At 37.1% G+C, this 15,581-nt stretch carries 13 protein-coding genes; all 13 read left to right on the forward strand.

Annotation, left to right across the window (positions count from 1 at the left end; all coding sequences use genetic code 11):
- The first annotated feature begins 162 nt into the window (after positions 1–162).
- The 13 genes from uvrA (at position 163) to lpxD (ending at position 15,522) form a co-directional block, all read left to right on the forward strand.
- Positions 163–3,024 carry an excinuclease ABC subunit UvrA gene (gene uvrA / locus ACQVD9_RS01590; protein WP_264747161.1) on the forward strand — a complete coding sequence of 954 codons (2,862 nt, stop codon included), beginning with the start codon at positions 163–165 and terminating at the stop codon, positions 3,022–3,024.
- Between the two features lie 161 nt (positions 3,025–3,185).
- The gene (locus tag ACQVD9_RS01595) at positions 3,186–3,950 is read left to right on the forward strand and encodes a transporter substrate-binding domain-containing protein (protein WP_264747162.1); all 765 of its coding nucleotides are present in this window, start codon (positions 3,186–3,188) and stop codon (positions 3,948–3,950) included.
- A 227-nt stretch (positions 3,951–4,177) separates the two neighbouring features.
- Complete coding sequence (gene rpsB, locus ACQVD9_RS01600) at positions 4,178–4,918, forward strand: 30S ribosomal protein S2 (protein ID WP_264747163.1); 741 nt, start codon at positions 4,178–4,180, stop codon at positions 4,916–4,918.
- A gap of 108 nt (positions 4,919–5,026) precedes the next feature.
- A complete protein-coding gene (gene tsf / locus ACQVD9_RS01605; RefSeq protein WP_264747164.1) occupies positions 5,027–5,902 on the forward strand; it encodes a translation elongation factor Ts in 876 nt (291 codons plus the stop codon).
- 182 nt (positions 5,903–6,084) lie between these two features.
- Positions 6,085–6,834: a UMP kinase gene (pyrH, locus tag ACQVD9_RS01610; RefSeq protein WP_264747165.1), complete on the forward strand. Its 750-nt coding sequence runs from the start codon at positions 6,085–6,087 to the stop codon at positions 6,832–6,834.
- Positions 6,824–7,381, forward strand: coding sequence for a ribosome recycling factor (gene frr, locus ACQVD9_RS01615; protein ID WP_201092392.1), 558 nt, complete (start codon positions 6,824–6,826; stop codon positions 7,379–7,381). The genes pyrH and frr overlap by 11 nt, the downstream gene beginning before the upstream one ends.
- Before the next feature lie 10 nt (positions 7,382–7,391).
- Entirely contained in the window at positions 7,392–8,141 is a 750-nt protein-coding gene (uppS, locus tag ACQVD9_RS01620; RefSeq protein WP_264747166.1) for an undecaprenyl pyrophosphate synthase, read from the forward strand.
- A gap of 3 nt (positions 8,142–8,144) precedes the next feature.
- Entirely contained in the window at positions 8,145–8,954 is an 810-nt protein-coding gene (locus ACQVD9_RS01625) for a phosphatidate cytidylyltransferase (protein ID WP_264747167.1), read from the forward strand.
- 2 nt (positions 8,955–8,956) lie between these two features.
- Entirely contained in the window at positions 8,957–10,132 is a 1,176-nt protein-coding gene (gene ispC / locus ACQVD9_RS01630) for a 1-deoxy-D-xylulose-5-phosphate reductoisomerase (protein WP_264747168.1), read from the forward strand.
- 21 nt (positions 10,133–10,153) lie between these two features.
- The gene (rseP, locus tag ACQVD9_RS01635; protein WP_264747169.1) at positions 10,154–11,500 is read left to right on the forward strand and encodes an RIP metalloprotease RseP; all 1,347 of its coding nucleotides are present in this window, start codon (positions 10,154–10,156) and stop codon (positions 11,498–11,500) included.
- 58 nt (positions 11,501–11,558) lie between these two features.
- Positions 11,559–13,913, forward strand: coding sequence for an outer membrane protein assembly factor BamA (gene bamA / locus ACQVD9_RS01640; protein WP_264747170.1), 2,355 nt, complete (start codon positions 11,559–11,561; stop codon positions 13,911–13,913).
- 47 nt (positions 13,914–13,960) lie between these two features.
- Positions 13,961–14,464, forward strand: coding sequence for an OmpH/Skp family outer membrane protein (locus tag ACQVD9_RS01645; RefSeq protein WP_264747171.1), 504 nt, complete (start codon positions 13,961–13,963; stop codon positions 14,462–14,464).
- Between the two features lie 11 nt (positions 14,465–14,475).
- Entirely contained in the window at positions 14,476–15,522 is a 1,047-nt protein-coding gene (lpxD, locus tag ACQVD9_RS01650) for a UDP-3-O-(3-hydroxymyristoyl)glucosamine N-acyltransferase (RefSeq protein ID WP_264747172.1), read from the forward strand.
- Positions 15,523–15,581: the final 59 nt, after the last annotated feature.

The following is a 15,581-nucleotide window of genomic DNA, read 5'->3' on the forward strand; positions in this document are numbered from 1 at the left end:
CTGGGTATTTTTTTGTTTAAGACTTTAAACTTAAAAAAATAACCTTGTCTTATTTACTATCTATCTTATAAATTTAACCTAACAATAAAGCTAATTGGTTTAGTTTTAAGCAGGTGTTATAGTAGTCAGTTCGAAAAATTTCTCTTCTCTAATGAGGCTGTTTTGGAAAGTATATTAGTCCGTGGTGCACGTACCCATAATCTTAAAAATATAGATTTAACCTTACCTCGTGATAAGTTAATTGTGATTACAGGGCTTTCTGGTTCTGGTAAGTCCTCATTGGCTTTTGATACGTTGTATGCAGAGGGACAAAGGCGTTATGTGGAGTCACTATCGGCTTATGCACGACAGTTCTTATCGATGATGGAAAAGCCAGATGTGGATGCTATTGAAGGTTTATCGCCAGCTATTTCAATTGAGCAGAAATCTACTTCGCATAACCCACGTTCTACAGTGGGAACTATTACAGAGATTTATGACTACTTACGGTTATTGTATGCTCGTGTAGGTACACCTCATTGCCCAGATCATGATACGCCATTAGAGGCACAAACTGTTAGCCAGATGGTTGACCAAGTATTAGCTTTACCTGAGGGGGCTAAGCTAATGTTATTGGCACCTATTATTAAAGAACGTAAAGGTGAGCATTTAGTTGTTTTTGAAGAAATGCGGGCGCAGGGTTTTGTAAGAGCTAGAGTAGATGGTCGACTATATGAGTTAGATGAGCTGCCTAAATTAGATAAGCAGAAAAAACACAGTATAGATGTGGTGATTGATCGTTTTAGAGTTAAGCCAGATATCCAACAGCGTTTGGCTGAGTCCTTTGAAACAGCCCTTAAGTTAGCGGAAGATACAGCTATTATTGCGCCTATGGATGGTGAGGAAATAGAAGAGATTTTATTTTCTGCTAAATTTGCTTGTCCTATTTGTGGTTTCTCGATCAGTGAATTAGAACCTAAATTATTTTCTTTTAATAACCCTGCTGGCGCTTGTCCTACTTGTGATGGTTTAGGTGTTAAGCAGTTTTTTGATGCTAGACGTATTGTTAATGAAGATTTAACTTTAGGTGAGGGGGCTATCCGTGGTTGGGATCGCCGTAACGCCTATACTTTCCAAATGTTAAACTCGTTAGCAAGCCATTATAAATTTAGTTTAGATGTGCCTTTTAAAGAGTTGACGGAGAAACAGCGAAGTTTCGTGCTTAATGGCAGTGGTAATGAGCAGATTAGTTTTAATTATTTAAATGATCGTGGTGACGTAGTTAAGCGTAAGCATCCTTTTGAGGGGGTATTACCTAATTTAGAACGACGTTATCGTGAAACTGAATCGCAAAGTGTACGCGAGGACTTGGCAAAACTATTAAGTACCCAAGCTTGTCCTAGTTGTAGTGGAGCTAGATTGCGTCCAGAAGCACGTTGTGTATGGGTAGGTAAGAAAACTTTACCTGAAGTGGTAGCGTTACCTGTGGGGGATTCTCATAGTTATTTTTCAGGATTAACTTTAACGGGAACGAAAGGTGCAATTGCTGAAAAAATTCTTAAAGAAATTAGCTTACGTTTAGAGTTTCTGGTTAATGTAGGGTTAGATTATTTAACTTTAGAACGTAGTGCTGAAACCTTATCGGGTGGTGAGGCGCAGCGTATTCGTTTAGCTAGTCAAATAGGTGCTGGACTGGTTGGTGTTATGTATATTCTGGATGAACCCTCTATTGGGCTACATCAACGAGATAATGATCGGTTACTAAAAACCTTAACTCATTTACGGGATTTAGGTAATACAGTTATTGTGGTAGAGCATGATGAGGATGCTATTCGTCTAGCTGACTATGTGGTGGATATTGGTCCTGGTGCTGGAGTGCACGGTGGGCAAATTGTAGCTAAAGGTTCACCTAAAGAGGTCATGGCAAACCCTGATTCATTAACAGGGAAATACCTATCAGGTAAATTAAAAATAGAAGTGCCTAAAAAACGCACAGCCTATAATAAAAAGAAAGAGTTAGTTTTAAAGGGGGCTAAGGGTAATAACCTTAATGAAGTGACTTTAAGAATACCATTAGGATTATTTACTTGTGTAACGGGCGTTTCTGGTTCAGGTAAGTCTACCTTAATTAATGATACCTTGTATCCATTAGCAGCAACTACCTTAAATAATGCTACTACCTTAGAGGTGGCCGCTTATGAATCTATTAAAGGCTTAGATCAATTAGATAAAGTAGTGGATATTGACCAAAGTCCTATTGGTCGTACTCCCCGTTCTAATCCAGCTACTTATACAGGAATTTTTACCCCTATTCGTGAATTATTTGCGGCGGTACCTGAATCAAGAGCACGTGGTTATAATGTTGGGCGTTTCTCGTTTAATGTCAAAGGTGGCCGCTGTGAGGCCTGCCAAGGTGATGGCGTTATTAAAGTAGAAATGCATTTTTTACCAGATGTCTATGTACCTTGTGATGTGTGCAAAGGTAAACGTTATAACCGTGAAACCTTAGATATTAAGTACAAGGGCAAAACCATTCACGAAGTGTTGGAAATGACTATCGAAGACGCTGCTACGTTTTTTGAGGCAGTACCTGCATTATCCCGTAAATTGCAGACATTAATGGATGTAGGGTTGTCTTATATTAAGTTGGGGCAAAGTGCTACTACTCTTTCAGGTGGTGAGGCGCAAAGGGTTAAACTAGCGCGCGAGTTGTCTAAACGGGATACAGGTAAGACCTTGTATATCTTAGATGAGCCTACTACAGGGTTACATTTTGCTGATATTCAGCAGTTATTAGTGGTGTTACATCGTTTACGCGATCATGGTAATACGGTGGTGGTGATTGAGCATAACCTTGATGTCATTAAGACCGCTGATTGGTTGGTGGATTTAGGTCCTGAGGGTGGTTCGAAGGGGGGTGAGATTATTGCTACTGGTACACCTGAGGAGCTAATTGAAATACCCCACTCATGGACGGGTAAATTCTTAAAACCGCTATTAGTAAAAAGTAAAGCAGCAGCCCCTAAGAAAAGCAAAAAGGCTTAGTCTAATAACCTATAGTTTACAGTCTCAAAATAGGCCGTAAACTATAGGTTTTCTAATAAAATAAATAGCTTGTGATATAGCACAAGATTATTAATAAACGACTTGTTTTATAGTGAGCTGACTTTTTATCCCTTTGTATGTAAAAATAAGGATGTCATACTATGAAAAAACTGCTTGCTATAACGTTAGTCTTCTTCACTGGAGTTGTATTTGCAGAGTCTCGTTTAGATAGTGTTATGCAAAAGAAGGTATTGGCGGTTTGTACCACAGGCGATTATAAGCCTTATACCTTTGTAAATAATGATGGTTCTTTTGAAGGTATTGATATTGCTATGGCTAAATCCTTAGCGAAAAGCTTAGGGGTTGAGGTAAAATGGGTAAAAACCACATGGAAAACCTTAACTCCTGACTTTTTAAAAGGTGAATGTGATATAGCCATGGGAGGAATTTCGGTTATTTTAGATCGACAAAAAATAGCATTCTTTTCTAATACTATAGATATTGACGGTAAAATTCCCCTAGTACGTTGTGAAAATAAAGATAAATATAAAACCATCGAGCAGATTAATCAGCCCCATGTTACTTTGATTGAACCAAAAGGCGGCACTAATGAAGCATTTGTACACAAATATTTACCTAAAGCAAATTTAACTTTATCTGACGATAATATGGCTATTTTTCAGCAGCTGGTGGATAAAAAGTATGAGGTAATGATTACTGATAGTTCAGAAGCACTCTATCAACAAAAACGTCATCCAGATTTATGTGCTATTGATCCTAGTATGCCTATGCAGTATGGTGAAAAAGCTTATATGTTGCCAAAGGGTGATATCATTTGGAAGCAATACGTTGACCAATGGTTACACTTAGCCAAAGCTACTGGTGAATATCAAGCCGTTATTGATCAGTGGTTAGCTAGTCACTAATTTACAACTACTTAACACAATTGGTTTAATGGCTAGTCGCAAATAGTCGCGACTAGCCATTAAAGTGCTAGTCTTTTTATAAAAAATATGGTATAAATTGCGCCCTTAACTCGGCCTTATGGCTATTTTTTAAACAAACCACACATATATCGACACAGTGTTCTGGGTGCCTTTAATCAGGTTGAATATTGGGATATATGGAGGCTTAACCCGTATAGAGGAATATAATGTCTCAAGTATCAATGCGTGATATGCTACAAGCTGGTGTACATTTTGGACACCAAACTCGTTACTGGAATCCAAAAATGGGCAAATACATTTTTGGTGCTCGTAATAGAATCCATATCGTTAACCTAGAAAAAACTTTACCTATGTTTAACCAAGCTATCGCTTTTTTAGAAAAAGCTGTAACAGGTAAAAACAAAGTATTGTTCGTAGGTACTAAGCGTTCAGCTAGCAGAATCGTTGCAGAACAAGCTAAACGTTGCAAAATGCCATATGTTGATCACCGTTGGTTAGGTGGCATGTTGACGAATTACAAAACTATTCGTCAATCTATCAAACGTTTACGTGAGTTAGAATCTCAATCTCAAGATGGTACTTTTGATAAATTAACTAAGAAAGAAGCGTTAATGCGTTCTCGTGATTTAGAGAAATTAGAGCGTAGTCTTGGTGGTATTAAAGACATGGGTGGTTTACCAGACGTATTATTTGTAATCGACGTTGACCATGAAAAAATTGCTATCGCTGAAGCTAATAAGCTAGGTATTCCAGTAATTGGTGTAGTGGATACTAACAGTGATCCAGATGGCGTTGATTATGTTATCCCTGGTAATGATGATGCTATCCGTGCTATTCAGTTATATTTAGGTACTGCTGCTGATGTAGTATTAAAAGCTAAACAAGGCGCTGGCGCTGTAGCTGAAGAATTTATTGAAGAAGCAGCTGAAGAGACTGCTGAAGGTTAATAGTTATTGCCTTTCTTTAATTGAAAAAAATTAAGGGGGCTTTGCCCCCTTTTCTCACTTTATAGCTAACTGTTTATTAAATACAGGCTAAATTAAGAGGATATAAACATGGCAGAAATTACTGCAGCATTAGTAAAAGAATTGCGTGAGCGTACAGGGCTTGGCATGATGGAATGTAAAAAAGCTTTAGTAGCAGCAAATGGCGATATTGAAAAAGCAATTGATGAGTTACGTAAATCAGGTGCTGTAAAATCTGCTAAAGCAGCAGGTCGTGTAGCAGCAGATGGTGTGGTTGCGGCTAAAGTAGCTGATGATGGTAAATATGGCGTGATGGTTGAAGTCAACTCTGAAACTGACTTCGTTGCACGTGATGATAATTTCAAGGCGTTTGTTGCTGATACATTAGAAAAAGCCTTTGCTGGTAAAATTACTGATGTTGCTAAATTAGCAGAAGCTCAAGAAACGGCTAGACAAGCATTAGTACAAAAAATTGGTGAAAATATTACTATTCGCCGCATCGCTGTGGCTGAAGGTGATGTTGTAGGTGCTTATGTTCACAGTAATAGCCGTATTGCAGCACTTGTTGCTTTACAAGGTGGTGGTGATGCAGAATTAGCAAAAGATATTGCTATGCATGTTACAGCTAGTAACCCTGCGGTATTAAATCCAGCAGATATTTCTGAAGAGCTAGTTGCAAAAGAGAAAGAAGTATTCTTAGCACTAAACAAAGAAAAAATTGAAGGTAAACCAGCTGAAGTAGTTGAAAAAATGGTTGCTGGACGCATTCAGAAGTTCTTAGGCGAAGCAAGCTTGGTAGGTCAATCTTTTGTTAAAGATGATAGTGTTAAAGTAGGTGATCACGCTAAGAAACATGGTGCAGAAATTATTTCTTTCGTACGCTTTGGTGTAGGTGAAGGTATCGAAAAAGCGGAAGTAGATTTTGCTGCTGAAGTAGCTGCTCAAGTAGCTGCAACTAAGCAATAAAAGCTTCTTGTTTATAAAAAAAGGCTATTCGTTTTGGCGAATAGCCTTTTTTATTTTCTATTTTTTGTCAAACCATAATACAATATTAAACTTGAACAAAAGGCAACAATTGGGAATAATGACGCCCCAAATATTGCTCGCAATAATATAGCCGCTTAGAAATTACCTGCAGGAGATTCAAAATGGCTCAGCAAGTGGGATTAAGACAGCCACGATATAAACGTATTTTATTGAAGCTTAGTGGTGAAGCTTTAATGGGGTCTGAAGATTTTGGGATTGATCCTAAAGTTCTTGATCGAATGGCACTTGAAGTAGGGCAGTTAGTAGGTATTGGGGTTCAAGTAGGATTGGTGATTGGTGGTGGTAATTTGTTCCGTGGGGCTGCTTTATCAGCAGCAGGTATGGATCGAGTTACCGGCGACCATATGGGGATGTTAGCCACTGTGATGAATGCGCTAGCTATGCGTGATGCATTAGAACGTTCTAATATTCCAGCATTAGTGATGTCTGCTATTTCTATGGTGGGAGTAACAGATCATTATGACCGTCGTAAGGCAATGCGCCATTTAAAATCTGGTGAGGTAGTTATTTTCTCGGCAGGTACAGGTAATCCTTTCTTTACTACAGACTCCGCAGCTTGTTTAAGAGCTATTGAAATAGATGCTGATGTAGTACTAAAAGCTACTAAGGTTGATGGTGTTTATACTGCGGATCCTTTTAAAGATCCAGATGCTAAGAAATTTGACCATTTAACTTATGATGAAGTATTAGAGCGTAAGCTTGGGGTGATGGACTTGACAGCTATTTGTTTATGTCAGGATCATCAGATGCCACTTCGTGTATTTAATATGAATAAACCTGGAGCGTTACTAAATATTGTAGTTGGTGGCGGCGAAGGTACATTGATTGAGGAAAAAAAGCATGATCAATGAGATCAAAAAAGACACACAAACACGCATGCAAAAAACAGTAGAGTCATTAGGCCATGCTTTTGCTAAAATTCGTACTGGACGTGCTCATCCTAGTATTTTAGATAGTGTAATGGTTTCTTATTATGGTGCTGATACACCATTAAATCAGGTGGCTAATATTAATGTGGAAGATGCTCGGACATTAGCTATTAGTGTATTTGATAAGAGTATGACACAGGCTGTAGAAAAAGCCATTATGACGTCTGATTTAGGATTAAATCCTGCTTCAGCAGGCACAGTGATTCGTGTTCCTATGCCACCTTTAACGGAAGAAACCCGTAAAGGTTATACTAAACAAGCACGTGGTGAGGCTGAAAATGCACGGGTGGCGATTCGTAATATTCGTCGTGATGCGATTACTCAATTAAAAGATTTGTTAAAAGAAAAAGAAATCAGTGAAGATGATGAGCGTCGTGCACAAGACGAAATCCAAAAACTAACTGATAAATTTGTAGCTGATGTGGATAAAGCATTAGAGCAAAAAGAAACAGATTTAATGGCTGTTTAATCTAGTTTTAATGAAAATGCCTAAACAGTCTCAAGCTACATCTGTCCCTAGGCATGTAGCAATTATAATGGATGGTAATAATCGCTGGGCAAAAAAACGATTATTACCTCATGCCGCTGGTCATAAAGCAGGTGTTGCTGCTGTGCGTGCAGCGGTTGAAGTTTGCGCAGAGGCTAATGTTAAGGTATTAACTTTATTTGCTTTTTCCAGTGAAAATTGGCAACGGCCTATTACTGAAGTACAAGCTTTAATGCGATTGTTTTTATGGGCTTTAAAACAAGAAGTCAAAAAACTTAATCAACACAATGTACAGTTAAAAATTATTGGTGATCGTTCGGCCTTTAGTGAAGAGTTACAACAGGCTATGCATGAAGCAGAAATGTTAACAGCCAATAATCAAGGTCTTATTTTGCAAATAGCTGCTAATTACGGTGGACAGTGGGATATTTTACAGGCCACTCAGAAGATAGCATCACAAGTACTAGCTAATGAAATACAAGTTGATAATATCACAACAGATTTAATTGAAAGTAAACTAGTAACATCTCCTTTTTCCTCACCAGATCTTTGTATCCGTACAGGTGGTGAACGTAGAGTTAGTAATTTCTTATTATGGCAATTGGCTTACACAGAGCTTTATTTTTCAGATGTGTTATGGCCAGATTTTAAACATGAAGCAATGCAAGCTGCACTAGCTGATTACTCTGCTAGACAACGTCGTTTTGGCAAGACTAGTGAGCAGATAGAGCAAGGAGAATAACCTGTGTTAAAACAACGAGTATTAACAGCCTTAGTGCTTATTCCCATTGCACTATGGGGATTCTTTTACTTAGAAGGTGGTTCCTTTGCTATTTTTATAGGCATTGTGGTTACCTTAGGTGCTTGGGAGTGGGCTCGATTAGTTGGCTTAGAAGAATCTGGTAGTCGTATTGGTTATGCCGCTATTTGTGTGGTCTTGTTAGTATTACTCTGGAATATGCCTTCATGGTCAAGATTTATTGTATTGTTAGGTGTTGTTTGGTGGAGTTTCGCTTGGTTATTGGTAATTGGTTTTCCTGAAACAACTAATTATTGGAAGAATAATAGTTATAAATATTTGATTGGGTTATTAATTTTAGTGCCAGCATGGCAAGGACTTATTTTATTAAAGCAATCTGGTGAGTATGGTAATTGGATTATTTTTAGTGTGATGATCTTTGTTTGGGCTGCAGATATTGGTGCTTATTTTGCTGGCAGAACTTGGGGTAAAGATAAATTAGCACCTAAAGTTAGCCCTGGTAAAAGCTGGCAAGGTTTTTGGGGTGGTTTAGCAGCCGCTTTAATTATTGGATTATTTATTTACATTAGTACTGATTTTATTCAAGGAAAATTATTGTTAAGCCTTGTCTGTTTAATTATTTTAGTCATTTTCTCTGTATTAGGTGATTTAACAGAAAGTATGTTTAAGCGTGAAGCTGGGTTAAAAGATAGTAGTAATCTACTACCTGGACATGGTGGCGTATTAGACCGAATAGATAGTTTGACTGCTGCTGTGCCTGTAGCTGTACTATTACTTTGGGTGCTTGGTAGTTAATCATGCAACATATTTGTGTTTTAGGTGCGACAGGTTCTATAGGTAAAAGCACCTTAGATGTTATTGCTAGACATCCTGACCGTTACCAAGCATTTGCTTTAACAGCGCATAGTAGAATAAATGAATTAGAAAAATTATGTATACAATTCCAGCCAGCTTTTGCTGTAGTGGCTGATGAATTAGATAGAAAAAGCTTACAACAAAGATTAATAGAACAGGGGATTCGTACAGAAGTATTATATGGTCAGCAAGCATTATGTGATATAGCAAGCCACCCTGAAGTAGATGCTGTAATGGCAGCAATTATAGGAGCGGCTGGATTATTACCTACTTTAGCAGGTGTTAAGGCAGGTAAAAAAATACTACTAGCAAATAAAGAAGCCTTAGTAATGTCTGGTGCTTTATTTATGCAGGCAGTTAAAGAGCATAATGTTACCTTATTGCCTATTGATAGCGAACATAATGCTATTTTTCAATGTATGCCCCTTTCTTTTAAGGGAGATTTGGCAACAGTTGGAGTAAGGCGAATTTTACTAACTGCATCAGGTGGACCATTTCGTAATACACCAATAGAGCAGTTAGAAAGTGTAACACCAGTACAAGCTTGTAATCACCCGAACTGGTCAATGGGGAAAAAAATCTCTGTTGATTCTGCCACTATGATGAATAAAGGTTTAGAATTTATTGAAGCCTGTTGGTTATTTAATGCTCAACCAGAGCAAGTAGAGGTTGTTATTCATCCGCAGAGTGTGATTCATTCTATGGTAGATTATCTGGATGGTAGTGTATTAGCAGAATTAGGTAATCCAGATATGCGTACCCCCATTGCACAAGCTTTAGCATGGCCTGAGCGAATTGAGTCAGGAGTTGCGCCATTAGATTTATTTAAGATAGCACAGTTAGATTTTTATGAGCCTGATGAACAACGTTTTCCTTGTTTGCGTTTGGCTAAACAAGCGATAACCGCACAAGGGACAGCGCCTGCTATTTTAAATGCAGCAAATGAAATAGCCGTTGCAGCATTTTTACAAGAGCGGATAAAATTTACAGAAATTGTGCAAGTAGTGGATCATGTACTTAATAAGCAATCTGTTGTGGTAGCAGATTCATTAGAGATTATTGGTAAAGAAGATTATCAAGCTCGTTTTTATGCAAATGAATACTTGAAAGAGTTATAAAAATAGGAAAAATCATTTTAGATGTCAATGTTATTAGGAGCCTTAATTGCCCTAGGCGTATTAGTCACTATTCATGAATTCGGCCATTTTTGGGTTGCCCGCCGCTGTGGAGTAGAAGTAATACGTTTTTCTATTGGTTTTGGTAAGCCGCTAATACGCTGGCGTGATCGACGTGGTACAGAATATGTTATTGCTATGATTCCGCTTGGTGGCTATGTGAAAATGCTAGATGAGCGAGAGACAGAGCAAGAAATCCCTCCAGAGAAGTTATCTTATACGTTTAACCGTAAATCGGTTGGTCAACGTATAGCTATAGTGGCAGCCGGTCCGTTAGCTAACTTTATCTTAGCTTTTCTGTTATTTTGGGTGTTAGCATTAATTGGAGCAAAAGTACCTATACCTACAGTGGGTAAGGTTTTTCCCGAAAGTATAGCTGCTACTGCTGGTTTAACGCCTATGAGTGAAATAATTGCAGTTGATAATAAAGCAACTGCAACATGGGAAGATATTAATATACAGCTTTTTAAACGTTTAGGAGAGTCTGGCAATATTAGTATTACAGTTAAAGATTCTTCTTTGCAGGAAAGAACTTATCAATTGGCCATTAATAATTGGCTACGAGGTTTAGAAAAACCTAACCCTTTAGAGGGAATAGGGATAGAACCTTATCGACCAGTAATTGAACCTATGTTAGCCTCTGTTGTAAAAGCTGGCCCTGCAGAGCAGGCAGGTTTACAGAAAGGAGACTTGATTAAAAGTTTCAATAATGAGCCTATAACAGATTGGCAAATATTAGCTGAACAGATAAAAAAATTTCCAAATAAACGTGTTGTTATAGGTTATGAACGTAATGGACAGGATTATTCCGCACAAGTATCATTAACAACTATGCCTAATATGCCAGATGCTGGTTATATGGGAATAGAAATAATGGGTAAAATTACTTGGCCTGACTCAATGGTGCGCCACGTTAATTATGGTGTTATTGATGGGATGGTGAAATCTTTAGATCAAACATGGGCTTTTACCTTTTTAACATTAGAGTCTATTAAAAAAATGTTTACTGGTGAAATGTCAGTAAAAAACTTGAGTGGCCCTATTGGGATTGTTAAGGTAGCAGGTTCTAGCTTTGATTCGGGGTTTATCTATTTTATAAAGTTTTTAGCTTTGTTCAGTGTTAGTTTAGGTATTCTTAATTTATTACCTATCCCTGTGCTTGATGGTGGGCATCTCTTATTTTATATTATTGAGTGGATCCGTGGCCGTCCTATATCAGAAGAAATTCAGGGTGCGGCATTACAGATAGGTGTATTTTTAATGATAGGTGTAATGTTATTTGCTATTATGAATGATTTAAATTGGTTATAATGCAAAGTTTAAAGTTCATTTTTATTGTTCAGGTATTATTCAGGATTAAAAGGGCAACATGAAATATTTGTTATTACCGCTGGTGTTGGCAGCTTTTATCTCAATGGAGGTTCATGCTGAGTCCTTTACTATTTCTGATATTCGTATTAATGGTTTACAGCGTGTTTCTGCAGGTAGTGTGTTTGCAGCATTACCCATTAGAATTGGTGACCAAGTAGATGAAGCAAGTCTTGCTGATGCATCTAAAGCTTTATTTAGGGCAGGTTACTTTCAAGATATTAGGTTAAGTCGTAGTGGTAATGTATTATTAGTTACAGTAGTTGAAAGACCTTCTGTTGCTAGTATTGATATTTCTGGTAATAAAGCTATTAAAACAGAAGACTTATTAAAAGGTCTACGCCAAGCAGGTTTGGCTGAAGGGGAAATCTTCCAACGAGTTACTCTAGAAAGAGTACGTAATGAGTTGCTTCGTCAATACGTAGCACAAGGCCGCTATTCCGCTAATATTGAAACAGAAGTTATTTCTGAACCTAGAAATCGTGTTCGCTTAAAAATAAATATTAATGAAGGGGTTGTTGCCTCTATTTCACATATTAATGTGGTAGGTAATACCGTTTTTCCTGATGAAACATTAATTAATCTATTTGAATTAAAAACTAAGAAATGGTACCGTTTTTTTAGCAGTGCTGATAAATACTCTCGTGAAAAATTATCGGGCGACTTGGAAAGACTACGCTCTTACTATATGGATCGTGGTTATGTAAATATGGATATTGCTTCTACCCAAGTTTCTATTACACCTGATAAGAAAAGTGTTTATATTACGGTTAATATTGAAGAAGGCGATAAATATCGAATTCGTGATGTGAAAATGGAGGGTGATTTAAAACTTCCTGAAGACACATTACGTTCTTTATTATTAGTCCAAAATGGGCAAGTCTTTTCTCGTAAGTTAATGGTTACCTCTTCAGAGTTAGTAAGTCGTCGTTTGGGTAACGATGGTTATGCATTTGCTGATGTACGTGGTATACCAGAAACACATCCTGAAGACCATACAGTGTCTATTACCTTTATTGTAGACCCAGGTAAACGCGTTTATGTTAATCGTATTAACTACCGTGGAAATACTAAAACAGAGGATGTGGTGTTGCGTCGTGAAATGCGCCAAATGGAAGGTGGTTGGGCTTCTACCTATTTGATTGATCAATCTAAAACACGTTTAGAACGATTAGGTTATTTTAAAGAAGTAAAAGTAGAAACAGCGCCTGTAGCAGGTACAGATGATCAGGTTGATGTCAATTATACAGTTGAGGAACAACCATCAGGTTCTATTTCTGCTTCTGTTGGTTTTGCGCAAAGTTCAGGTTTGGTATTGGGTGGTTCCATTAAGCAAGATAACTTCTTAGGAACAGGTAATAAAGTTGGTATTGGTATGACACGTAGTGATTATCAAACAAATATTAACTTTAGCTACTTAAATCCTTACTGGACGGTAGATGGTGTTAGTTTGGGTTACAACGTGTTTTATAGAACTACAGATTATGATAAGTTAGATGTTGACTATACTAGTTATTCTGTGGATAGTTTTGGTGCTGGTTTTAGTTTTGGTTATCCTATCAGTGAAACATCTAGTGTAAGTTATGGTTTAACTATTCAAAATGATAAAGTTAAATCAGGTAATGCAAGTGCTGAAGAGGTTTATCGTTTTATAGATGATTATGGTTCTAACTATCTTAACTATAAACTTAATTTAGGTTGGGGCAAATCTACTTTAAATAGAGGTTTACTACCTACTCGAGGAGCTTCTCAAACGGCTTCTGTACAAATAGCTATTCCAGGTAGTGATTTAACGTTCTATAAAATAGATTATAGTGCACAATATTTTAAACCAATTACAGATAATTATATCTTACGTTTCCATACTGATTTAGGTTATGGAGATGGTTATGGTTCAACTGATATGTTGCCATTCTATGAAAACTATTATGCAGGTGGTTATAACTCTGTACGTGGTTTTAAAGATGGTTCACTAGGTCCTCGTAGTACACCAAGTTATAGATATTATAATTCAGGCTATGATGATTGGAATGATGATGACGACCCATTTGGTGGTAATATTCTTATTACAGGTGGTGTAGAGTTAATAGTGCCAACACCTTTTGTAAATGATCAAAGAACCATAAGAACAGCCCTATTCTGGGATGCAGGTAATGTGTTTAGTAACAATTGCCCATTATCAACAACTAAGAATTGTAAGAATCCAAATTTTGGCGATTTAGCTAGTTCAGTAGGGGTTGGTGTAACTTGGGTAACAGCCTTTGGTCCATTAAGTTTTAGTCTGGCTATGCCAATTAAGAAACCAGATAATGCAGATACTCAAATCTTCCAATTCTCATTGGGACAAACTTTTTAATTTATTGGTTATAAGCAAAATATTACAGGTTTTTAGGAGCGTAATTTATGTATAAACTTACTAAGCTAGCGTTAGTTGCCTTTCTAGCATTTAGTGCTCCAGCTTATGCTGAAATGAAAATAGCCGTGTTAAATTATCAGATGGCATTATTGGAGTCTGATGTTGCTAAAAAATATGCTGTAGATTCTGAAAAAAGATTTGGTCCACGCATTACTAAATTGAAATCATTAGAAGAGCAAGCTAAAAAATTACAAGACAACTTAATTAAAAATGGCTCAAAAATGAAGCAGGCTGAACGTGAACGTTTGGAGCTTGAACTCAATCAAAAAGCCCGTGATTTTCAAATGCAGTCTAAAGAGCTCAATGATAGTAAAATGAAAGCAGATCAAGATATGCTTAAGATTATCAAGCCAAAATTAGATAAAGCAGTTGAAGATGCACTAAAAGCTGGTGGTTTTGACTTAGTATTAGAAAGTGGTGCAGTAGTAGATGTAAAGCCTCAGTATGATATTACTAAACAAGTAATTGATCGTTTAAACAAAATGAAATAATACGAATTAATATGCCTAAATATACACTTGCCGAATTAGCTGAAAAATTTAATGGAACTGTTAAAGGTGATCCAAACTATGTGATTAGCGGTTTGGCTAGTTTGCAAACAGCAACAGAAAATGATTTAAGTTTTTTAGCGAATGCGCAATATAAGAAATTTTTAACTGAAACGAAGGCTGGTGCTGTTTTACTTAAAGTAGATCTTGCAGAAGCTTTTACTGGTAATGCCATTTTATTAGATGATCCTTATCTAACCTATGCTAAGGTTTCTTATTTATTTGATACAAAACCTGTAAGTCAGCCTGGTATTCATCCAACAGCTATTATTGCAGAATCAGCAAAAATTGATCCAACAGCTAGTATTGGTGCTTATGCCGTTATTGAGGCTGATGTAGTTGTTGGGGCTAGAACGGTGATAGGTGCTCATAGCTTTATTGGTGAGCGTTGTTTGATTGGTGAAGATGGTTGGATCGCACCTCGTGCTACTTTATATCATGATGTAAAAATTGGTAAAAGAGTAGTCATTCAATCTGGTGCTGTGCTTGGTGGTGAAGGTTTTGGTTTTGCTATTGAGCAAGGAAATTGGTTTAGAATAGCACAAATTGGTGGTGTTACATTAGGCGATGATGTTGAAATTGGTGCTAATACAGCAGTAGACCGTGGCGCATTATCTGATACTATTCTAGGCAATGATGTAAAATTGGATAATATGATAATGATTGGCCATAATGTACAGATTGGAGACCACACAGCTATGGCTGGTAGTAGTGGTATTTCAGGAAGTACTAAGATTGGTAAACGATGTATTATTGGTGGTAATACAGGTATAGCAGGCCACTTAGAGATTTGTGACAATGTTATGTTTACAGGGATGTCAATGGTTACAAAGTCAATTTCTGAACCTGGTACTTATTCATCAGGTACTTCTATACAAACTTCAAAAGAATGGCGTAAAAGTGTTGCACGTTTTAGAAACTTAGATGAAATGGCACATAAAATACATCAATTAGAAAAGAAATTAGCAGAATTAGGTACAAATAATAAAAGTTCATCATAAATAGCTTTTATACTATACTGCTCGGTTAAATTATATTAGATAGGTCCGCATTGATGAAG

This window comes from Entomomonas sp. E7T21 (assembly GCF_058693955.1).